Genomic DNA, 22,023 nt, shown 5'->3' with positions numbered 1-22,023 from the left:
TTGGATCAGGCTTTTTCGCGGTGTAGGAGTAAGCCTACAAAAGTCGAGGAAAGCGTCACGATGGTGATGGCATATGGTGCCGCGGCTGAAAAATTGGCAGTTGCGGTATATTGCCAGACGTTCATCGCAAGAGACTCAAAGCCGATGGGGGCCAACAACAGGGTGATGGGCAATTCCTTCATGATAGACAAGAAGACGAAAGCCATACTCGTCAGTAAACCCCGTTTAAGCAGGGGCAGTGTCACCTTTTGGAAGGCCGAAAAGCCCGAAATACCCAAAGAACGTGCTGCTTCTTGAATATGGGGTGATGCCTGAAAAAGAGCAGAGCGGACAGGGCCAATCGCCTCGGCAAGGGCATGAAAAACGTAAGCGAATACCAATAGAAGCATGGTTTGGTATAAAAAGGGAACGGCCCCTAGTGCAAAGGCGATAAAGGCCAGACCAAAAACGACGGGCGGTGTGGCATAACCCGTATAGGCCAGTCGCTCGAATAAGCGGGTTTGAAAAGAAGGATGACGGACTGCGCCATAGGTCAACAAAAGCGCACACAACGCAGCGCCCACGGCAGAAGGGAAGGCCACAGAAGTTGAGGCCCATAACGAGGTCAGTAACTCTTTCCAATGGGTAGTATTATTCGACTGGAAAGCCCAGAACCCAATACATAAAAGGGGTAGTAAAACTGTTATAAACGTCATTATAATGTAAAACATCCAGAGGATCCATTGGAGGTATCCTATTTCGTGCAACCTGAAACGGCGTTTGGCGGCACGTGGGGAGGTGTCTAAGCGAAGTCCTTTGAGTTGTCGGGCTTCTATCCACAATAAAACCAATGTGATGGCGAGGGGAATAAGGGCGAGGCAGGCAACCGCTGCCGGATTGCTCATCTCGGTGGCTTGATACAGTACAAAACTGAAGGTGCGATAGCGCATCAACGAAACTACTCCAAAATCTCCTAAGACATGGAGTGCCACCAAGAGACCGCCGGATAAAAGGGCAGGACGTAACTGCGGCAATATGATCCGAAACCAAGATTGTTGAACACTCATCCCTAATGACCGCGCACTTTCTTCAACCGAAGGGTCTAAACCGATCAAGGCAGTACGCAGGTTTAAAAAAAGATAAGGATATAGGGTGATGGTAAGGGCCAAACATGCGCCCCAAAACCCGTAAAACCGAGGGACCGAAACGTCGAAGAGTCGGGCGGACATGCCATAGTCCCCACCAATTGCCAAAAGGGCATACGCCATCACATATCCAGGGAAGGCCAGTGGCAAGACGCCCAGCCAAGTGAGTATCTGTCTTCCGGGCATATTGGTGCGGGTTGTAATCCAAGCGAGGGGGAATGCCAAAACCATCACCAAAACCACCACTGCCAGCATAAGCAGAAAGGTATCCCGAAACAACAGCCAGGTCCTTACAGTGAACACTTCGGCCAATGCGATTTCATCTGCACGAAGGGTATTAAACAGCAAAAAAAGCAATGGGAGCAACATGCCTGCCGTCAGTATGGCGGAAAATAACCAAATGGCGGAAAGGCTCCGGTTTTGCATGATAACTTATAAAATGCCAGTGGTCTTGAGTAGGGCAAGCGTGCCCTCTATGTCTGCGAGCGAATTAAGGTCAACCGATGGTTTTAATTTGTCTAACTCGTCCATTGACATCAGTTTGTGATGGCGTTTTACGCCCTCTGTAACCGGGTATTCAAATTCGTCGTTGGCCATGTAGGTTTGTCCTGCTTGCGACAAAATAAACTTTAAGAAGGTTTTTGCGGCCTCTGGGTTTTTACCGGATTTGAGGATGCCCGCCCCCGAAACATTCACAAGATTGCCGGCATCTCCCGCCCTAAACACCGTTTGCCCCACTGGATAATTGGGGTCTTTATCGGTAAAAGATAATAAATAATAATGGTTGGGCAAGCCCAGATCGGCTTCTCCAGCGGCGATCGCCTCTATAATGGCCGCATTATTGGCATAGGCTTTGGGTTCATTGGCTTTCATGGCCAAGAGCCAAGCGCGGGCTTTTTCCTCGCCTTGCGTTTTGCGGAGCGCGGTTAGAAAAGACTGAAACGAGGCATTATCAGGAGACCAAGCAATCTTCCCTTTCCATTTCGGATTGGAAAGATCAAAGATACTTTGTGGTAGATCGGCAGAGGAAACTCGTTTGAGGGAGTACGCAAGGGTGCGGGCGCGGCCAGTAAGGGCCACCCATTGATGGTGTGGGTTCCGGAAAGTTTTGGAAACGGCTCCGGTGAGGTCTTGCGGAAGTTCGGTCAATAGTCCGGCTTGCATCACTGCACCCAAAGAGCCAGCGTCTTGTGCCCAAAAAACATCCGCAGGGCTATTGACGCCTTCTTGTTGGAGCATCAGCGCCAATTCTGCCGTTTTACCATATTTGATTTGTACGTTAATCCCAGATTCTTTCATAAAGCGTTCGATAATGCCATCCACCAATTCTTTGCCACGTCCAGCATAAAGGATCAATGTTTTTTCTTCGGTTGTTTGGCTGGCTGGCTTGCAGCCGGAGAGAAGGACGAGGCTTAGGCTAAGGAATAAAATGTATCGCTTCATGACGGTGCGGGTTTGAATGTTTTTTGTTTAGATTCAATCTAAATTAAATGAGCCAAAATACCAACGGGCATACAAAAAAATCAATAATCAGAGAAGGTTGGCTGCGTTCGCTGCTATGTAGCCAAAAACCAAAGCGGACAAACCGACATTTATAAACCAGATGATTGTATCTGAAACAAATTTACATAAAACTGAGTTGTATGCCTAATTTTTTACATAGTATCATGAATACCCTTTCTTATAACGAGAAGGTTTTTTTCTTTATCGGTCTATGGTCCTACTATACCTAAAACCAACCCCCAGAAAGAATGAAGCCATCTGTTGCATATAGAAAAGTGAAGAAAAAGATATGGACCAATAAAAAATGAAAAGCCTCAAACTTTTATCTTTTATGAATATTTGACGATTTTCTGGATTTGGTATATCTAACACACATGCTTAATGTCAACTTTATATCGAAATAGCTTGCATCTATATTGCTATGTTCATTAAGAAATATTCTTTATCTTATACTCTCATTGTGAGAAAGGCTTTATGCTTATCAAATCGTATCCTCAATCACAAAATAAGACTTTTCTCTTTTGGATGAGGCTTTACCTCAACCTTACTTTAAAACTTTAAAACCACCTCTTATGGAATCTTCCACGATCATTTTGGGAGGGTCATGTATGAGACCTGGCCTTTACCTTTTCAAAATCCTACTCGTAAGTAGTTTTTTTGCGTTTCTAACAAGCCCAAGTAGCCAAGCCCAATGGACCATTACAAATCCTGCGGCAGCAGGCAATACGTTACAATCGGTGTCTTGCATTGATCCGAATACCGATAGCTTGCCAACCTGTTTTGCTGTAGGTGGATCAGGTACTCTGGTCAAAGCCTCTTTTGATGAAACCGACAATCGTTGGGAGTTGCAACATGTCGTTAGCCCAACCACAAGCAGTATGAATCATATAGATTGCCCAACCCCCTCGTTTTGTATGGCTGTGGGGAATAATGGGGCAACGATGTATTGGAATGGGAGCGTTTGGACGGTTGCTGCAACGCCTACGGCCCATCACCTAAATGGCGTAGCGTGTTTAAGTGCTAATTTTTGCAAAGCAACAGGTGCAAGCGGTACCCTTTTATCATGGAATGGCACGGCATGGAGCGATGAATCTATGGGTATTACGGAATCGCTCTTCGGCCTAGATTGTACCAGTGCATCCGCTTGTATGGCTGTCGGTGGAAATGGTAAGGCATTTTTTTGGAATGGTACCGCATGGAGTGCCTCCACAACAGGTACTACAGAGGCCCTCAATGGAATTTCATGTTTTGATACCGCTTGTACAGCCGTAGGGGACAATGGAACCGTTCTAAGGTGGGAAAGCAGTGTATGGGCCAGCCAAACCTCTGGAAGTATCTCCCATTTTTTAGATGTTTCTTGTGCGAACGCAAGCTGGTGTGTGGCGGTACAAGCAGGTGGAAACATTATGGACTGGAATAGCATTGATTGGACGCTGATTGACAACCTGACAAGCACGAATCTATATGGGGTTTCTTGTACGCATGATGAGGGGGCAAATAGTCTTTGCATTGGGGTTGGTGAAAGCGGGGTAGCGGTTTTGTCTGATAGTGGTAACGCGTGGAAATATGCAACGGGGGGTATTGTCCAAAATCTACGAGATTCTTCTTGCCCAGATGCAAATACTTGTGTCATGGTTAGTGATGATGGACGTGTTTTTTACAAAAATAATAATGAGTGGTTGCATGAAGTGCCTGTATCAGCTGCAACATGGAACTCCGTTGCTTGTACAAACTCGGTTTGCTTTGCCGTCGGCAACGGCGGCGAGATTGCGCGATGGAGTGGCGTTGGTTTTAGTTGGGAGAGGGTAGAGGCCAACCTTACCACCGAAAACCTAAAGGCTATCTCTTGCATTTCGTCCAGTTCCTGCGTGGCTGTTGGAGATAACGGTACGCTTGTTCGGATGTCTAGTGGGGTTTGGAGCTTACTTTCTTCGCCTAGCACCGCAAATCTAAACGGCGTTTTCTGTCGTTCTGGTACGCCCGTTGTTTGTGTGGCAACGGGAGATAACGGGGTCGTTTTAAGGGGCAATACCAGTTCTTTTAATGTTCAAAGTACGGGTTCTACACAAAACTTATATGGGGTACATTGTTTGAATGGTACGTATTGCCTCGCTGTAGGGGCTGGTGGAACGATTCTAAAGTGGAATGGCACCAATTGGACCGCCCAAACTTCTACAACAACGGCTACCCTATTAGATGTGGATTGTGTTTCCGCCAATCTTTGTATGGCCGTTGGCGAAAATGGGACGATTGTTCGCTGGTTGGATACGGCATGGGGAACCATGACTTCTGGTACTACACAAACCTTACGCAGTATTGATGTTTCGAGTGGCGATCTGGCAGTGGTTCTCGCTAAAACGGCTGTTGATTATTATGCAACGGCTACAGGAGATGGCGGTTTGATGCTTTACATTGCAGATGCGGCGCTACCTGTCACCTTTACAGCAGTTCAAACGCAGATTACAGGGCAAACGGCCACGATTTCGTGGCGAACCGCCCAAGAAATCAATAGCGACTACTTTGTAATAGAGCGCCAAACAGCGACGGGCTGGGAAGTTTTGCAACGAATTCAAAGCGCAGGTAACCCCCATAGGCCCCAAGACTACCAACTGTCTATTCCAAACTTGGCTTATGGGACGCATGCGTTTCGCATTACAGAATATAGCTTAAACGGCGTGGCTACGCATGGCAGACCTTTTGAGGTGCGTATCCAACTTGCAGATACGTTTGCCCTTTCGGAAGCTTACCCCAATCCATTTAATCCCCAAACCCAGTTTACCTTAACGGTTGCCCGTACCCAAAACGTGCAAATTCGGGTCTATAACCTGCTGGGGCGGGAAGTTGGACAGGTCTTTAGTGGACGTTTGGCGGGGCAGGAAACCCATGCCTTTCGGTTGGATGGAAGCGCTTGGGCTTCGGGCTTGTATTTTATCCGTATCTTAGGCGAGTCCTTTAACGCCACCCGAAAAGTTAGTTTGGCTAAATAAATAAAAGCCCTGAAACGCTTCCTATATAAAAAACGCCTCGTTAGTTTAAATACCAACGAGGCGTTTATACCTAATATTTTTCCAATATATCGTAAATCAAATTTGTCATTACTCAGATAGCCATATAAACCAATATGATGAAGAAAATATACCATTTCTTGTGATGACCGTCTTGGCACTTGGTTCAGTAAAGAGTCAATTTTGTGTCATTGCCAAACGTTTAATAGAGTACAAAGAACCCACATCTTAGGCATTACATAATTCTCTAATGGAAAATACGTGCTTTCGGGTAGTGGTGATAATCTGGTTTTTTTATGGAATGAAAAAGGTGAAATACTTGACACCATTTACGTACACGTAAAGAGGGTTAATGAGGTGGTTTTTTCGCTGGATAATCGTCGTTTTATCACAGTCGGCTCCGAGGGTACATTCATACGGTGGTATTATGAAACCTAAACGGAAAATCTGTTACTATGCTGTCGGGGCATTCTGACGAGATCAATCAGGCGAAATCCTCTTTCGATAACAGGTTTATATTGACCTCCAGCGAAGACGGTACGGCTAAATTACGGAGCCGACCGGGTACACTTTTGAAGACTTTTGGAGAGAAAATTTAGTTGATTACACCGTATGGGTTTTTTCTATGGATGGGTAATTTGTCATTATGTCCTAAAAAGACCATACGATAGCTTTTTTGGTATTTGCCTCAATTGTAGCCACATTTTGTTATACGAATTTTAAAGGTGTAAAAAAAGTCCTCTGCAAGGCAAAGGACTTGAAAGCGTGTGGTTATGGGAATTATGTTACATCATTTCCGCGCGGTTGAAACGACTGGATGCCCGTAATTTCGCGCCCCAAAATCAATCCATGTATGTCGTAAGTACCTTCGTAGGTATTGACACTTTCGAGGTTAACGGCGTGGTGAATCACCCGGAACTCGCCGCTGGTTCCATTTCCGCCGAGCATGTCTCGGGAGATACGGGCAATTTCGAGGGCTTTTCCACAGTTATAGCGTTTGGCCAACGAGATTTGTGGCGGTGTACTTTGGCCTAGGTCGTGGAGATTGCCCAAGCGCCAGGCGAACAATTGCATGGCCGTGATCTCGGTGGCCATGTTCGCCAATTTGGTTTGGACGAGTTGGTTTGCTGCAAGCGGGTATCCAAATTGGTGGCGCTCGGAGACGTATTTTTTGGCACGGAAATAACAGTTTTCTGCTGCCCCCAGGGTGCCCCAAACGATGCCGTAACGCGCACTGTTTAGACAGGTAAAAGGCCCTTTGAGGCCACGGATCTCTGGAAACACGTTTTCATCGGGCACAAAGCAGTCTTCGAGGACAATTTCGCCTGTTTCGGAGGCACGAAGTGACATTTTATGCTGGATTTTTGGGGTAGAAAATCCTTTAAAACTACGTTCTACGATAAATCCACGAATCACCCCTGGATCGTTTTCATGCTCCTTGGCCTTTGCCCAGACCACCGCAATATCGGCGATGGGCGCATTGGTGATCCACATTTTGGCTCCATTAAGCCGCCATCCACCCTCGGTTTTACGGGCATTTGTCACCATCGAAGCGGGATCGGAACCATGATCCGGTTCCGTAAGACCAAAACAGCCAATCAGTTCCGCCGTTGCGAGTTTGGTTAAAAAGCGTTGCTTTTGTTCTTCCGTCCCGAATTTATAGATCGGCCACATCACCAGCGAAGATTGTACAGACATGAAGCTCCGGTACGCGGAGTCCACCCGTTCTACTTCACGTGCAATCAGGCCATAGGCGGTATAACCCGCGCCCAAGCCTCCATAAGTTTCGGGAATGGTGGCCCCGAGCAAGCCGCGCTCGCCCATTTCTTTTGGAATTTCGGGATCAAAATACCCCTCCTGATTGCCTTTCAGTGCACGAGGTTCTAAATACTGCTGGGCATAATCGCGGGCGGCCTGCATAATCAGGCTTTGCTCTTCAGACAATAACGACTCAAATTGATAGACGTCTTCCGCATTAAATTTGACAGACATAAATGTATGTTATTTATGAACAAGATTAAAGGGTTCGCTTGGTTTGTAAGTAATTTCTGAAAGAGAAAGTTACGGAAGCCCTTACGAAAGCCACGTTGATTCAGCGTGAAGGTTCTGCGACGAGGTTTGGCGGTGTCTTACGGTCTTTGCGCCATCGGATAAACAGTCCGTTCTCGGGAGCGAACAAGAAGGCTAACAGAAACAACGCACCCAGCACAACGGTAATCCCGCCAGCAATAGAGGCATTATAATAAGCAGCCATATAATATCCCAATACGGATGAGAGGCTACCAATTCCGATGGCAATGCCCAATAGCCAACCCAATTTATCGGTAAGCAAGAAGGCTGTCGCTGGCGGGGCTACAATGAGGGCCACCACCAAAATGGCCCCCACACTCTCGAACGAAGAAACCGTGACCAACGAAACGACACTCATGAGGGCATAATGCCAGAAGACCGTCGAGATTCCAACAGATGCCGCATAGGCCGGATCGAAGGCGCAGAGCTTGAGTTCTTTGTATCCCAATCCCACAAATGCCAAGACAAAGAGTAGGACCCCGCCCGTTTGCCAAAAAGCCCGAGGCAGGGTGAAACCCCAATAGGTCTCGACGTCTAAAGGCACATAGGCAATCTCGCCATAGAGCACACAGTCTTGGTCTAGATCCACCTGTCGGCTGAACAGCGAAATAAGGATAACCCCAACAGCAAAGAGGAAGGTGAAAACCGTTCCCATCGCTGCGTCTTCATTCACCCGCCCTCGGTTCCGGAGTAGTTCGGTAAGCCAAGTGGTTAATAACCCCAGAAGTCCCGCCCCGATGAGCATGGGTAGGATGTTACGGCTACCTGTCAGTAAAAAAGCCAGCACAATGCCCGGCAAAACAGCGTGGCTAATGGCATCAGCCAGCATGGTCATTTTGCGCAACATCATGAATGTTCCGACAAGGGCGCAGGCCGTGGCCACCATGGCAGCCGTAAAGATGATTTCAAATTCCATGCTCATGTGCGATGGCGATTTTATAACTGGAATAAATAGGTCAGTTTGGCCACTCCCAAGCGGTTAAAGAGGTCATCCTCTCGGAATTGTAGGCGGTCTTGGAAGAAATAACCCGTATTAAACACCAAAAACAGGTCGCTACCGGGCCGATGAATCCAATTAATGCGGATGTTTGAACGGAATCGGTGCGAGAAGTTATCATACTGAATCAGGGCATTGGCGAATAATTTTCGGCTGGTAGCAGCCTGCACCGTGAGGCCATAGGTCGTGGCATCAAAACGGCCATTGGTTACGGGTAGATCTATGATGTTGTAGTTAATGGTTTGCTCTGCCTTTAGGTGTTTCGAGAAGCGATAGCCAATCAGGTTTTGGAGGAGGGTGCGGGTTCCATGATAAAAACCACCTGTTTGTGCCGTAGCAGTGATATAAAATGGCCGGCTCTGGTCGCTCGAAGCCGTAAATGCCGCAAAGTTGAAGTGATATTCTCCGGCAGGGATCACCACATCGGGACGTATGGCAAAAGGTGTAATCAGGTTTTCGAACGCCCATGTCGCTTTCAGGCCAAGTCGGTCGCGTTTGACAAACAAGACTGTTCCATTAATAAAAACCTCCGAGGATTCTAACATACCTGTTTGGTTCGTGAGGTACTCGCCCGATCCAGTAAAGGAAAGTCGTCGGACTTTTTTCTGGCCTGTCCGGCTGATGTAGGGATTATAAGAGGCATTCGCAGCATAACGCCGCACGTTGTCTCGTTCCACAAAGCCTAATCCGGGATTATACCCTGCCTCCACATTTGTGTATTGCAACTTGGCATTATATAGGTCTTTCAGAAAGAGCAAAGACAGGTTTCCGGCGGTGGTATTTTGGTTTTTCGGAGAATCCCACACGGCATTGAACCAGCCGCTAAGCTCACTCGCACCCCAGAACCGGTAACTGGCATCCACTCCGGCCACGCGGTTATAGGTCTCTTTGTTCTGTACATTGGTAAAGATGGTCCCCATACTAAGTTGGGGCATCACTTCCGCTCTGAGGCGCATTACGCCATAATTTTGGCCTTTTTGGGTGTCATTGTCCTTTGTCTGGATATTCAGGAGACCTACCGAGAGTTTGCCTTGTTGTCCGGTTATCCTTGCTCCTGCCAGAATATCATTGGTAATGCCGATGTTCCGACTAAAAAACGTCTCCGTTTCGCCCGTATTGCCAAATTCAAACAAACCATTGCGTTCTAAAAAGAACTCCCGCTTTTCGGGTAAAAAGAGATTAAAGCGGGTAAGGTTGATTTGGGCGGCGTCGGCTTCAACTTGTGCAAAATCCGTATTGTATGTCAGGTCTAGCGTTAGGTTAGACGATAGGCCGTACTTCATATCTACACCTGTATTGCGGACGATCTCGTTTTTAAACGTATTGTTCGTTTGCAGATTGCGTTGAGCGCCTGCAATGGCGTAGGGCTTAATCTGTAAATTTCGTCCACGGTGTACATTTTTAATGCCCACTAATTTGGCATATTGCGATACAGACAGTAATTCCGATTTATAATTAAGCGGGATAAATGGAAATGTGAGGCGTTCGTTTTTGCGGTTAATGACCCGCTGAACGGCCACCCCCATTACCAACTCGTCGTCTTTGCTAAAACGGATGGTTTTAAATGGGATTTTTACTTCCAAAACCCAGCCAAAATCGGTGACGCGGCCTTCGCTATAATACACGCCGTTCCAATCCCAGTTATATGTTTTTTCATCAGAGATTAGGGCGTCGTCCTGTGTGCCCAGCGGGTTCATCTCGAAGATATAGCCGTTTCGGCCATCAAAATAGGTATCCAAACCAATTTGAATGTTGTCGTCCTTGTCTATACGTCCGCCTCGGTCAAAGACGTTTGCACGGATAAGGTGGGGTTCTTTGTCGTAAAAAACCAAACCAAAGTAGAGGTTGTCTCGGTCATAAGCAATGCGGAGTTCCGATTTTTCGGTTCCGGGTTGTCCTTCGGAAGGTTGTCTTTGGCGGAAATCCGTTTCTGGGGCAATAGATTGCCAGATGGCTTCATTAAGTTGACCATCTACCGTAATTTTTTCTTCTGTAAAATGGGCGGTTATCTGGGGCTGAGGAGTCTGTGCCTGCAACAGGTGCAGACTGGTAAGCAAAACAAGAGTGAAAATTCGCTTCATGGTGTTTGAGGGTTTGGGTACAGAGTTTTGGGATCTCCATCAGACCCAGCCACCTGCGAAATGGTTACGCAATTGTACCCGTTGGATTGTTGTAGGGAATGGGAGAGGCATGTGGATCATGTAACGGGTGATTTAGGGTTTGGCGCAGTTTTTCTTCCAGTTCAGGGGTAATCATGTGTTCCATCGCCTCGGCATCGGCATGTACATGGTCATCAGGAAAGGCCAAGTGCTCGGCAAGATACAGCTCCCAAAGTCGGTGTAGTCGCGTAATCCGCATGGCTTCGTCCCAGCCTTTTTTTTGAAAAAAATAGCCCTTTTTATTTTGTTTCACATATCCTTCTTTTGCCAAGTGCCTCAGACATAAGGCCAGTTCTTGGGGAACAAAGAACCGTTTTTCTGAAATATCATAAAGCGTAAATAGTTGTTTTTCTGGAATTTCTTCATGTAACTGATAGAGTGTTTTTAAGACATTTTCCTGCATAATACGCCGCTTTGTTTGCTTATGTCGCAGCCATCTGACGATCATGCCGCGTTCGGGTGCAAAAAACATAGAAGTTCCAAAAATGAAGGTGGCGGCCACCACAACACATGGCCCGGTGGGCAAGCCCGGAATATAATAGGAGGCCAATGCCCCCAGCCAACCACTCAAGGCCCCGAAGGCGCCCGCCAGCCACATCATCACCCGGAGGTCCTCCGTCCAGTACCGAGCAGCGACGGCGGGCGTTACCAAAAGAGCCGCCATAAGTACCACGCCAACCGCCTGAATACCTGCGGTGATGGCAGCCACCAACAAAGCGGTCAGCAAGGCATCGTAGCGAAAAACATGAAAGCCCACCGAAGACGCAAAAGCGGGGTCGAAGCTTATTAATTTTAAGGGGTTAAAGAAAATGAATAACGTGAATAAGACGCTTGCTCCAATTAGCCCAAACAAGATCACATCACGTCCCAACAGGGAAGCCGCCTGTCCAAAGAGAAACTTATCCAACCCTGTTTGGGCAGCCATACCAGATTGTTGGATCATGGTAAGCAAAAATATCCCGATCCCAAAAAATACAGACAAGACCAACGCCAATACCGCATCTGCCGGAAGTTTGGTATTTCGTTGCACCAAATCCATGAAAAAAGTGGCCAATCCACCCGATAGTAAAGCACCTACCAATAGTATAAATGGATCTTTGGTACCCGTGAACATAAAAGCAAGACACACGCCCGGCAGAACCGCATGTGCAATAGCATCTCCCAGTAATGCCCGCCTGCGCAATACGGTGAAACTGCCCAACATGCCCGCTGTCAGCCCCAACAACATCGTTCCAGCCACCACATAACGGGTATTGGCTTCGCGAAGCAGCATAAAATCAAGTAGTTCGTTCATTATTCCGGTTTTTTTTCGGCGTGGATAATGTGGCTATGGCGGGTAGCCAGATGCGCTACTTCCGAAAGCAGGTTGAGACGTCCACCATAGGTTTTCTGGAGGTTTTCGGTGGTAAAGGTGTCCTCCATTGGTCCATTAGCAATAAGCCGCATGTTGATCATCAGCACATAGTCAAAATAATCAGCTACTGTTTGCAGGTCATGATGGACCACCAAGACCGTTCGGCCTTCGGCACGCAGGGATTGCAAGAGTTCCAGAATGGCCGCTTCGGTTGCCGCATCTACCCCTGCAAAAGGCTCGTCCATCAAGTATAAGCGGGCTTCTTGGGCCAAAGCGCGGGCCAAAAAAATGCGTTGTTGCTGCCCTCCCGAAAGTTGTGAGATTTGCCGTTTAGCAAACTCCGCCATACCCACTTTTTCTAATGCGCCCAAAGCAGCTTCTCGGTCTGCCTTCCCCGGACGTCGGAACAGGCCCATTTGGCCATAGCGACCCATCATCACAACATCCAGTACATTGGTCGGAAAGTCCCAGTCCACCGACTCCCGCTGAGGTACATAAGCCACTTCTTTACGCACGGCCTCCAAGGGCTGGTCATAAACCCGAACCTGTCCGGATGCTGCGGTAATTAGCCCCATGATGGCTTTGAGCAACGTAGATTTCCCCGCACCATTAGGCCCTACAATGGCGGCAAGTTGGCGTTCGGGCAAGGCAAAATCAACCCCCCAAATTACGGGTTTATCTCGGTAGGCCACCGTCAGATCATGCACTTCTAAGGCAATGATTTGTCCCTCGGATCGTCGGATATCGGATGATTTCATGTTTTAAGTATTTATTCTATATGTTGGTCAAAAATTAAGCGGAACTCAAAATAGTCAACTTTCTGGGCATTGAGCAGAGTCGAGCCGAGCGAAGCGACACACGAAACAAATGATCATTTTTACGACGCATTTGAGGATGAAAAATAAAATTTGGCCCTTATTCTTAAAAATGACTAATACATAGTTGTTTAAGATAATTTTAGGTATATATTATGGGTGTAAAAGTCCACTCATTAAGACCCTATACGGGCCTGTTCTCCTATTTCAGTGCCTGTACGATGGTATTTATGTTGTAACGCATCATCCCCACGTAGGTACTCTCGGAAGTTCCAGGTTGCCCCATCGCATCCGAAAATAAGTGCCCGCCAATGTGTACTGCTTGTCCTCGTTGTTTTGCTCCTTCCACGACGGCTTCTATCGCACGGGGCGAGATGCTCGACTCCACAAAAACTGCTTTTATCCGGTTTTGGGTAATGATTTGCACCACTCGCCGAATGTCTCCCAGGCCATATTCCCCTGCTGTACTGATGCCCTGAAGTCCTACCACCCGAAAACCATAAGCGCGGCCAAAATAGCCAAAAGCATCGTGCGCGGTGAGCAAAATGCGATGCTCTTGGGGAATCTCGGCCACTCGGCTACGCATATGGTCCTCCAATTCCCGGAGGTGCGCTAGATAGGTTGTGGTATTGGTACGGATTTCCAGTTGTTTATCCGGGAGCATCTCTGCCAACTTCTGTCCAACCGCTTCGGCTACCCTTTGCCATAACGATACATCAAACCAAATATGGGGGTCATAGATTGCCTCTTCTGCGTCAGATACATGAAGAAGTTTTTCTGATGGAATCATTTGTCCTAAAGCCATCACTGGTTTTCGGCGGGCCAATTTCTCTAAAACCTCGCCCATTTTTCCTTCCAGATGAAGGCCATTGTACAACACCAAATCTGCGTTCATCAGGCTAAGCAGATCACCTTGGGTGGCCTTGTATAAATGCGGATCTACGCCCGGCCCCATCAACGCCTTCACCGAGACATGCTCCCGTCCAATTTCCTTTGCTGCGTCGGCGATCATGCCCGTGGTGGTCACCACACGGAATTTTTCCTGATCATCGGCTTGCGGCCTGGTGCATCCAACAAAAATTACCCCCAAAACAAAATACAATAACTTGTTCATAAAAATTCCCTATCCACTTGTTCTACAAAGACATAGCAAGCAGCCTTATACCCCACCACAACCTCGTTTTCCCCAATGCGCAAGGTTAATGGACCCTCAAAAGGCGCCTTGTCCATAATCCTTACCTTGGTTTCCGGAACCAAATGGCACTGCATCAAATATCGAAGGAGTTCTTTGCTGTGATCTGAAATCCGACGAACCACCCAATCCACTTCTAAGGCAGCTTCGGAAAGGGCATTGTTACATCTCGGCGGAATCAGGCCCTCTTTGGAAGGTATAGGGTCTCCATGAGGATCGTACCGAGGATATCCCAATAGTGCATCTATGCGCTCTTCAAATTGTTCGGAAATGTGGTGCTCCAGATGCTCGGCCTCGTCGTGTAGTTGATCTAACGAGTACCCCAGTGCCTGTGCCAGATAAGTTTCGATCAACCGATGATGGCGCAACATTTCTAATGCAATCAATCGGCCAGAGTCGGTGAGGGAAACCCCACGATACGAGGTATAGGTCACCAATTTTAGGTCTGCAAGGCGTTTAAGCATATTGGTCACGGATGCAGCCGCAACGTCCATCCCCTTTGCTAGGTCGTTGGTAGAGGGGCGTCTGCCTTCTGTCTCAAGGCGGTAAATGAGTTTCAGGTAATCCTGAGTGGCTTGACTTAGCATTAAAAATATTTTTAGTATAATCTAAAAAATTTATTGCAACTTGTCAAATTTTGTTATTAGGGATGGTTTGTATCGTTACTGCTTGGCTGAAGACCCCGTTATCCGTTAGTGACAAATAAAAACTTCTTGCCTCTTGACATCGAAACGATGATCGTAGTATATTTATTACGACGATCATCGTACTTCTATCATCGTACTTCTATCATCGTAATAAAAAAAGATATGAAACGAACTTATACCGGACTGGGCGAAACCGAAATGGAATTGCTCCGGCACGTATGGGAGGCCGGACGTTGTACCGTTGCTGATATTCATAAGGCTGTCATGAAATACCGCCCTGTGGCCTATACGACCGTTATGTCCGTCATGAAAAAATTAGCCGATAAAGGCTACCTAAAATTCCAGCAAGAGGGCAATGCCTATGTTTATTGGTCTGCCGAGCCAGCTGCCGAAATGCAAGGGAAGGTCTTGCAAGAAGTAGTAGAAAAAGTCTTTAGTGGCTCGCCTATTGCCTTGGTACAAACGTTGGTAGAACAAGGCAATATGAGCGAAGCACAGCGCGAGGAACTGCTTGCGATTATTGAACAACTAAAGCCTTGAACCATTTTTTGCACACCTTTGTCACACTTTTACACCTTAACTCGTCTTCTCAGCGTTCACCTGTTCATGCTCTTTTTACCCCCCAAAAAACCACAACACTATGCGCTATTTCCTTGGCCTTCTACTGCTTTTTATCCCACTTGGCCCCTCTGTTTTTGCACAAAACCCACCGCCTCAGCCACAGGTTTTTTTAGATTGTATGTTTTGTGATGGTGACTTTATCCGGACCGAAATCCGCTTTGTGGATTATGTGACCGATCGTACCATATCGGATATTCATGCGCTTATTACTACCGAAACCAACGGAAGTGGTGGTGATACTTATACGACAGAGCTAATTGGTCAAAAACGTTTTGAATCCCAAAGACAAGTACTCAAGTTCAGCACATCTGGTACAGATACACAAGACCAAGTTCGGAAGAAGTTGGTACAACACTTGAAGGCCGCCTTGATGCCGTTTGTCTCCAAGACGCCAGCCTTTGCCAATCTCCAAATCAGCTACACGCCACCAGCAATAGATGAGAATAAGCCACCAGTATCTGTGGTGGATAAATGGAATTTGTGGAATTTCCGCTTAGGGACAAATGCCAATATCCAAGCCGAGAGCAGCTACAAATCAGCTGATTATGGGGGGCGTTTTAGTGCCACAAGAACGTCTAATAAATGGAAAACCGCCGTTTCGTTAAACCTAAACCAAAACCGAAACGAATACTCCTACGTTAACAGCAACAATCGAGATACCACATTGGTGAACATCAACGACAATTGGTCGCTAAGTACTTCTGGCATCCGAACAGTGGCCAAACAAACTTCTGGTCGGCTTTCGGTCTCGGTTTTTGGCTCCACCTACAACAATGTTTTGCGCAATTTTCGCATCAGTCCGGGCTTCGAGTACAGTTTTATGCCCTACGAAGAGTCCACTCGCCGTGCTTTTAAATTACAATGGAATCCGAATGTTCAGTTTGTGACCTATGACGAAATCACGTTGTTCGACAAAACCAAAGAAACGGTTTTCCAAAACCAATTAAGCGCCATTTTATCGCAGCAACAACCTTGGGGTTCGGCCTCGCTGACGCTTACCGGATCACATTATCTGCACGACACCAAGTTTTGGCAACTCTCGCTGATGGGTAATGTGGAATGGCGCATTACCAAAGGCTTGTCTTTTAGTGTAGGCGGTTCGTTTGCTTCCATCAACGATCAAATCAGCTTGCCCAAAAACGATCCCTCCAGCGAAGATATCCTGACGCGCTTTAAGCAACAAAAAACAAATTTCCGGTATTGGACGTTTATGGGGCTTTCGTACCGTTTTGGAGCATTGACCAATAGTATCGTCAACTCTCGCTTTGATGAAAGTGGTGGTTTTTACATTTCCTATTAACGCCTTGCTTTGTTAGCATTAACCCAATAAGCCATGACAACTTTTTCTTTTTCTCCCGAACTTCAGGCATGGGCAAATGCTGGGCTTGTTCTCTTGGTCTGGAGCATGATTGCTTTGTTGATGTGGGGTATCCTTGAGGTCAAACAAAATTGGCATCCGGTTCTACGAACGGGTCTTTATCGGGCTGTGATGGTCGCTTTGCCGTTAGGAATTTCTATGGGTGCACTTGGTTTTCCGGTCATGATGCCCGTAGAGGGATTGACAAAAACCGAAAATCTGGCGGACTCGCCAAACACCAAAACAGTTTTACCTGATCCTGTTCCCCCCTCTGCACAGGCAACCACCGTACCCACACCAGCACCCGAAACGCAAGCCGCTGCCAGTTTGCCTACCAACCACTTGTTTGCTACGCCTCCTCGTACCGACGTCACCTCTCTGATATGGATCATCGGCAGTTTAGGACTGGGGATGTTGTTGCTGTTTCAGATGGGAAAATTTGTGTACGAAACCGCGCTACTCCGGCGTTTTCGGCGTGGGCTGAAGGTCTCGTTACACCCAGATTTTCAGGACATGCTCAGTGCGTTATCACAGCAATTGGGCATTCGCCAGAATCGGGTGATGTTGGCAACAATCCCCACCGAAACCGTCCCTATGACCTTTGGGTGGCGGAGGCCCATGATTGTGCTGCCCGCCTCCTTATTGGAAAAACCGTTGGAGGCAGAAATGGCCATTTTCCATGAATTGGTACACATTCGCCGACACGACTTTGTATGGAATTGGGTAGAACGGGTGTTGAATCTGGCTTTCTGGTTTCATCCATTAATGTACCTGATTCGCAACCGGATTGCGCAGACCCGCGAACAAGTGTGTGACACCACGGTTCTAAGCATTGGATGTTATCCGGCGGAGGCGTATGCCCGTTTGTTGTTCCAACTTTCGGCGGCTCCAGCGCATCGCCCGGCCTTGCAAATGGCCGATACGTTTATGAGCCTCAAAGCCCGCCTCGAAGCCATGAAAGAAACGGTTCATTCGCAAAATCATATCCGGCGTGCCAACCGATTGGGCAGCCTGATGAGTTTTGCTTTTTTAACCTTGACCACTATCGCCCTTGCCGGAACCAAATTCCACCAGCCAGAAAGGCATCTTCCTGTTACCAGTCACGTGAATGCAACAAACGAAGACTGTAAGCTATCTTTTGAAAGCGGGCAGATTAGCCTATATGGCAACGAAGATTTGGAGGTAGAGGAGACTTATCGTTCCCATAAGGGTTTTTGTTCTGGTATTATCCTGCATCCACAAACGGGGTTGATTCGGTTTTCTACGGTTCCGTTTCTGAATGCCCAAAGAGTTGGCAGTGTGAGCAAAGGCTTGTTGCGGCTTTCGATAGATGGTGTTCAGGTTGCGATTACTTCTCAGCAAGCCATTTTAGCAAACCCCAACCGCCAACCGCTCTATGGGGCACGTTACCCGTACATTCAACCGGAAAACTGGCGCAACAACCGTCCGGAGGGTAGTTTCGAGCGTTTCTCTAATCCGCAGTGGTACTTTGGCTTGGAGGCCGAAATGCCGCCTGAAGAAGAGGAACAGGCTAATTTAACGGTAGCAGGTTTCGATCACGGTGTCATTTTCTCGCCAAGAATGATGAACGGAAAATCCGTAACCCGCAATGTTTTCACGATGAGTAGCCTCCGAGACCGACTGCTTTTCTGGTACGTTGAAGGGATTGGCCGGATTGTGTTTTCGGAAACGAAGTTTCGAGGTGCGGTATTGACGGCAGAAGTAAACGGAAAAAACATGGAGATTCGTTATAAGGGAAAGGTTTACAATGTCCAGATGGAACACAATTTTTTCCGAGACCGTCGTAGTGGACAACTTTGGGTGCAAATAGAGCCTAATCCCCTTCACGATTCAAGCGGAACTGCCACTACCCTCGAAGAGATAGATCGTGTCCCATTCCGGCGTGGACAAGTCAATAACGCTGGCACCTTCACAACCGAGGAGGATAATTACATTGGGGGAAATGCTTTCGCACGCGCAGGAAGTTACCCAAACAGTTCGGGTAGTGCCAGCGCCCATGGCGGTACCCCCGAAACCAGTAGCGCACGTTTCGCTGAAAGCCCAGCAGACGTCAACCTATCCGGCGACGTGAGTGGTCGGCTATCTCAATTAGGCACTCTTTTGGAGCAACAAAGCGAACAGCTGCAATGGGAAAATTATCAGGCACAAGACCTGTATAATCAGTATAACCGTGCAAACACCGAGTATGGCGAGCAAATCTGGCAATATGGTGCTCGTATTAGTCAAAAACAAAGTGGCCTTGCGTTGCTACAGTCCCAATTACGGCAGCAAGAAGACTTGTATGTACGTGGAAAAGCGGTGTATAATGCTCAAAGGCTACAGGAATTTGAACAAAGAGTGGAACAATTACGCAATGAAATCGAAACGTTGAAACGCCGCAAGCCGAAAGCTCCGGCTTCTCGCTTGCGTAGTTCCAGTTCGGGGAGCAGGGGCGGTGATGAATCGGGGAATGCGCCCGCATGGTCGCCCAATGGTGCTGGGACCTTACCGGCTTGGCCTTCCGGTCCCAGTGACACCCGTCCGGCACGTGCGCCAAGTAGTACGTCAGGCGCCACCCCGGCGAGAACCCTCAACGGACAGCGAGTGGCGCAGCCTGCGAGAGGTACGAGTGTGACCAGTTCCAATGGCTATACCTTTGTGTGCGAGGCCGGAAATGATTGCTCCGTCACCACATCGTGTACGGAGAATAAAAACTGTAACGGGTTCGCCACGTTTAGTACCAGCCCACTCAACCGGGCAACAGAAAAAGACGGTAACAAAGCCTCAAAGCCTTGCCCAGTCAATCTACCTTGTGCATCAGGTGGCACGGGTGCAACAACCTCAGGTCAACAGCGCAATAGACTGCCTAAAGAATAACAGATCAATCCTCCTTCAACAACAGACCCGTTTAAGCATATGCTTTGCGGGTTTTGTTGTTTTGAGGCCATCGGGGAAAACAACGAAAAAGGCATCAGATGTGCTTTACCCGATGCCTTCCAATTGTATAAAAGTTCAACCTTTCTTTCGGAGATACACTTCATTTCTACACGAACAACATGTTCGAGTAAAGATAGAAGCATTCGGTATCAAGCCGTCAAACGTTCTACCAGTGGGGTGTTATTCCCCTTCATAGATATTGATCTCATCCATTGGGATCATATTCTTGGGGATTTTTTTTCGCACGATGGTTGGTTTTTTGCCCCCTTTAGACGTCTCAGTAACCTGATTCCCCGTCAGAAGGTTTTTACTCACTTTTTTACTATCGCCATTTGCACGGTCGTAGTCCACTCGGTCTTCCCCAATCAACATCATACGCTTAAACAGCGACTCCCAGCGAAACCGTTGGGTTAGGTTGGTCGCTTCACGAGATCCCATCAATTGATCCACAATTACCACACCATTTTTAATTTCTGTTTTCACCGATGTAAGCATACCACCGCAGGTAGTACACTGTAACACATAGTGCCCGACGGTATTCAATTCAAAACCGTTACCATTTTTTTTCCGAAAAATGATAACCAAGGCACGGTAACGGGTAGTAGGCGCACCGTTTTCGTCTTCGGCGGCGATGTCTTCAACCAACTGAAGCGCCGCATCTATACGCCCGTCTTTGTTGAGGTCTCCGGTAGCTTGTTCTTCCAAAGTCCAGCCTTCCGGCACAAAATCACCGATATTCATGCCTTCCTGGGCCACATCATCCCAGCTAAGTGTCCGAATATCTTCGTCTTGGGCTTGTGCCAGTCCAAATATCCAGCAGAAGCAAAGGGTTAAGAGAAGTTTTTTTTGCATGACTTTACGTAAGGTTAGTGAATGAAGTTTATGGGTTATATGAAAAGCGTTTTTGGCCCTAAAAACATGAGGAAGGTCATCCAGAGATGTTTTAAAAGGGCTATAGCAATTTGAAGTTACCATAAAACCATCCTGATTTCTACCGGAGGCGAAAAAATAATCCAACAAGTTTTTTATGTACCCTTCTATGGCATAGCACAATTAATGGCAGATACTGCAACCATTTTGCATGATGATTCGTTGAAGAATGTATAAATTAATAACCATGCATCAATAAAGGCCCTTCCTCTTATCCATAACTCACTATGGAAACACCCACTTCCCCCTCCAATACCGTCGCCAAGGTAATTCGGAACTCGGCCCTTGCTCTTGGAGCGGCCACCGTCGCTGCCTTGAACGCTCTTGCATACCGTCATGCACATCTGCTGACCCGATATGTGGAGGCACCACGGGGGTTGAAAAAACATCCTGCCGAGCTGACGTCGGCCGAGCGGTTTCAGGCCGCGCTCAAAGGAATCGGAAATCCGCGCCCGCAAAACGACCAGTTTCCAGAACGCCCCTATAAAACCATCGAAATTCCGGGAGAGGAGCACACTTTGGAAGCGTGGCTTCTACCCGCAGAACAGGCGCTGGGGACTGTTGCGCTTTTTCATGGCTACACCAGCAAAAAATCCGACTTACTGGATAAAGCATTGTTTTTTCATGATGCAGGCTATGAGGTTATACTGGTGGACTTTTCAGGATCGGGAGGATCGGGTGGGTCCCAAACCAGTATAGGCTACTACGAAGCGCACGAAGTGGCGGCGGTTTGTCGGTATCTCGAAGAAACAAGCAAATCACCCATAATACTTTTTGGCACTTCGATGGGAGCAGTTGCCATTTTGAAGGCGCTGGCCACCGAAGAATTAAGCAGCCTCAAAAACCAACCCCGTGCCCTCATTCTGGAATGCCCATTTGGCTCTATGTATCGTGCCGTTGCCAATCGGTTTGAGAATATCGGCATTCCCACCTTTCCGGTTGCTGCCCTGATGGTATTTTGGGGAGGTGTACAAAACGGCTTTTGGGCCTTTAGACATCGCCCAACCGACTATGCAAAACGGGTTTCAGTTCCAACGTTGCTCATTTGGGGCGAAAAAGACCCACACGTCCGCCGAGAAGAGGTGGAGGCGGTGTACAAAAACCTCGCAGGCCCTAAACAGTTGTGTTGCTTACCCCATGCAGCCCATTCCGACTTTATGCTCGCCGATGGCGAACGATGGCGGCAGGTTGTCCATGACTTTATGACACATCTGAGCGCCTAAAATAGCTAAATTTGTAAATAAAAAATATTTTCTGCTTGATTCATACAGGGAAATTCCCGATGTTGCCACCAATATCCATATCACCCTAA

At 47.6% G+C, this 22,023-nt stretch carries 15 protein-coding genes; 5 read left to right on the top strand and 10 right to left on the bottom strand.

The window, feature by feature from the left end:
* Positions 1 to 5: 5 nt before the first annotated feature.
* Positions 6 to 1,550, bottom strand: a complete 1,545-nt coding sequence (locus JNN12_02190) for an iron ABC transporter permease (protein MBL7977122.1) — start codon at positions 1,548 to 1,550, stop codon at positions 6 to 8.
* Between the two features lie 6 nt (positions 1,551 to 1,556).
* Positions 1,557 to 2,567 carry an iron ABC transporter substrate-binding protein gene (locus tag JNN12_02185; protein MBL7977121.1) on the bottom strand — a complete coding sequence of 337 codons (1,011 nt, stop codon included), beginning with the start codon at positions 2,565 to 2,567 and terminating at the stop codon, positions 1,557 to 1,559.
* A gap of 632 nt (positions 2,568 to 3,199) precedes the next feature.
* Here JNN12_02185 and JNN12_02180 point away from each other — a divergent pair.
* A complete protein-coding gene (locus JNN12_02180) occupies positions 3,200 to 5,614 on the top strand; it encodes a T9SS type A sorting domain-containing protein (GenBank protein MBL7977120.1) in 2,415 nt (804 codons plus the stop codon).
* Between the two features lie 798 nt (positions 5,615 to 6,412).
* Here the strand turns inward: JNN12_02180 and JNN12_02175 are convergent.
* From JNN12_02175 to JNN12_02145, 7 genes are all read right to left on the bottom strand, one after another.
* Positions 6,413 to 7,624, bottom strand: coding sequence for an acyl-CoA dehydrogenase (locus tag JNN12_02175; GenBank protein ID MBL7977119.1), 1,212 nt, complete (start codon positions 7,622 to 7,624; stop codon positions 6,413 to 6,415).
* Positions 7,625 to 7,724: 100 nt separating this feature from the next.
* Complete coding sequence (locus JNN12_02170) at positions 7,725 to 8,624, bottom strand: metal ABC transporter permease (protein MBL7977118.1); 900 nt, start codon at positions 8,622 to 8,624, stop codon at positions 7,725 to 7,727.
* 14 nt (positions 8,625 to 8,638) lie between these two features.
* The gene (locus JNN12_02165) at positions 8,639 to 10,780 is read right to left on the bottom strand and encodes a carbohydrate binding family 9 domain-containing protein (GenBank protein ID MBL7977117.1); all 2,142 of its coding nucleotides are present in this window, start codon (positions 10,778 to 10,780) and stop codon (positions 8,639 to 8,641) included.
* 64 nt (positions 10,781 to 10,844) lie between these two features.
* Complete coding sequence (locus tag JNN12_02160) at positions 10,845 to 12,152, bottom strand: metal ABC transporter permease (GenBank protein ID MBL7977116.1); 1,308 nt, start codon at positions 12,150 to 12,152, stop codon at positions 10,845 to 10,847.
* Positions 12,152 to 12,970 carry a metal ABC transporter ATP-binding protein gene (locus JNN12_02155; GenBank protein MBL7977115.1) on the bottom strand — a complete coding sequence of 273 codons (819 nt, stop codon included), beginning with the start codon at positions 12,968 to 12,970 and terminating at the stop codon, positions 12,152 to 12,154. Before JNN12_02155 ends, JNN12_02160 begins: the two co-directional genes overlap by 1 nt.
* 259 nt (positions 12,971 to 13,229) lie before the next feature.
* Positions 13,230 to 14,141 (bottom strand): zinc ABC transporter substrate-binding protein, encoded by a 912-nt coding sequence (locus JNN12_02150; GenBank protein MBL7977114.1) that lies wholly within the window; start codon positions 14,139 to 14,141, stop codon positions 13,230 to 13,232.
* Entirely contained in the window at positions 14,138 to 14,806 is a 669-nt protein-coding gene (locus JNN12_02145) for a metal-dependent transcriptional regulator (GenBank protein ID MBL7977113.1), read from the bottom strand. The genes JNN12_02150 and JNN12_02145 overlap by 4 nt, the downstream gene beginning before the upstream one ends.
* Before the next feature lie 222 nt (positions 14,807 to 15,028).
* Here JNN12_02145 and JNN12_02140 point away from each other — a divergent pair, with 222 nt between their 5' ends.
* The 3 genes from JNN12_02140 to JNN12_02130 all read left to right on the top strand — a co-directional run bounded on the left by JNN12_02140 (position 15,029) and on the right by JNN12_02130 (position 19,721).
* Positions 15,029 to 15,406, top strand: coding sequence for a BlaI/MecI/CopY family transcriptional regulator (locus JNN12_02140; GenBank protein ID MBL7977112.1), 378 nt, complete (start codon positions 15,029 to 15,031; stop codon positions 15,404 to 15,406).
* Between the two features lie 100 nt (positions 15,407 to 15,506).
* Positions 15,507 to 16,787, top strand: coding sequence for a hypothetical protein (locus JNN12_02135; protein ID MBL7977111.1), 1,281 nt, complete (start codon positions 15,507 to 15,509; stop codon positions 16,785 to 16,787).
* A gap of 33 nt (positions 16,788 to 16,820) precedes the next feature.
* Positions 16,821 to 19,721, top strand: coding sequence for a hypothetical protein (locus tag JNN12_02130; protein MBL7977110.1), 2,901 nt, complete (start codon positions 16,821 to 16,823; stop codon positions 19,719 to 19,721).
* A gap of 240 nt (positions 19,722 to 19,961) precedes the next feature.
* Here the strand turns inward: JNN12_02130 and JNN12_02125 are convergent, their stop codons facing one another.
* Positions 19,962 to 20,633, bottom strand: a complete 672-nt coding sequence (locus JNN12_02125) for a hypothetical protein (GenBank protein ID MBL7977109.1) — start codon at positions 20,631 to 20,633, stop codon at positions 19,962 to 19,964.
* A 305-nt stretch (positions 20,634 to 20,938) separates the two neighbouring features.
* On the opposite strand from JNN12_02125, the gene JNN12_02120 reads away from it, so the two are divergent.
* Positions 20,939 to 21,934 (top strand): alpha/beta hydrolase, encoded by a 996-nt coding sequence (locus JNN12_02120; GenBank protein MBL7977108.1) that lies wholly within the window; start codon positions 20,939 to 20,941, stop codon positions 21,932 to 21,934.
* Positions 21,935 to 22,023: the final 89 nt, after the last annotated feature.

Source organism: Bacteroidetes Order II. bacterium (assembly GCA_016788705.1).
Classification (GTDB): domain Bacteria; phylum Bacteroidota; class Rhodothermia; order Rhodothermales; family UBA2364; genus UBA2364.
Note: the sequence above shows the minus strand (reverse complement) of the source record. Positions and strands in the feature narration are given on the sequence as shown.

Excerpts from the sequence above, each read along its gene's own strand:
- JNN12_02130 (MBL7977110.1), top strand. The coding sequence starts at position 16,821 with ATGACAACTTTTTCTTTTTCTCCCGAACTTCAGGCATGGGCAAATGCT.
- JNN12_02140 (MBL7977112.1), top strand. The coding sequence starts at position 15,029 with ATGAAACGAACTTATACCGGACTGGGCGAAACCGAAATGGAATTGCTC.
- JNN12_02175 (MBL7977119.1), bottom strand. The coding sequence starts at position 7,624 with ATGTCTGTCAAATTTAATGCGGAAGACGTCTATCAATTTGAGTCGTTA.
- JNN12_02185 (MBL7977121.1), bottom strand. The coding sequence starts at position 2,567 with ATGAAGCGATACATTTTATTCCTTAGCCTAAGCCTCGTCCTTCTCTCC.
- JNN12_02165 (MBL7977117.1), bottom strand. The coding sequence starts at position 10,780 with ATGAAGCGAATTTTCACTCTTGTTTTGCTTACCAGTCTGCACCTGTTG.
- JNN12_02170 (MBL7977118.1), bottom strand. The coding sequence starts at position 8,624 with ATGAGCATGGAATTTGAAATCATCTTTACGGCTGCCATGGTGGCCACG.
- JNN12_02160 (MBL7977116.1), bottom strand. The coding sequence starts at position 12,152 with ATGAACGAACTACTTGATTTTATGCTGCTTCGCGAAGCCAATACCCGT.
- JNN12_02135 (MBL7977111.1), top strand. The coding sequence starts at position 15,507 with ATGCGCTATTTCCTTGGCCTTCTACTGCTTTTTATCCCACTTGGCCCC.
- JNN12_02155 (MBL7977115.1), bottom strand. The coding sequence starts at position 12,970 with ATGAAATCATCCGATATCCGACGATCCGAGGGACAAATCATTGCCTTA.
- JNN12_02125 (MBL7977109.1), bottom strand. The coding sequence starts at position 20,633 with ATGCAAAAAAAACTTCTCTTAACCCTTTGCTTCTGCTGGATATTTGGA.
- JNN12_02145 (MBL7977113.1), bottom strand. The coding sequence starts at position 14,806 with ATGCTAAGTCAAGCCACTCAGGATTACCTGAAACTCATTTACCGCCTT.
- JNN12_02120 (MBL7977108.1), top strand. The coding sequence starts at position 20,939 with ATGGAAACACCCACTTCCCCCTCCAATACCGTCGCCAAGGTAATTCGG.
- JNN12_02150 (MBL7977114.1), bottom strand. The coding sequence starts at position 14,141 with ATGAACAAGTTATTGTATTTTGTTTTGGGGGTAATTTTTGTTGGATGC.
- JNN12_02190 (MBL7977122.1), bottom strand. The coding sequence starts at position 1,550 with ATGCAAAACCGGAGCCTTTCCGCCATTTGGTTATTTTCCGCCATACTG.
- JNN12_02180 (MBL7977120.1), top strand. The coding sequence starts at position 3,200 with ATGGAATCTTCCACGATCATTTTGGGAGGGTCATGTATGAGACCTGGC.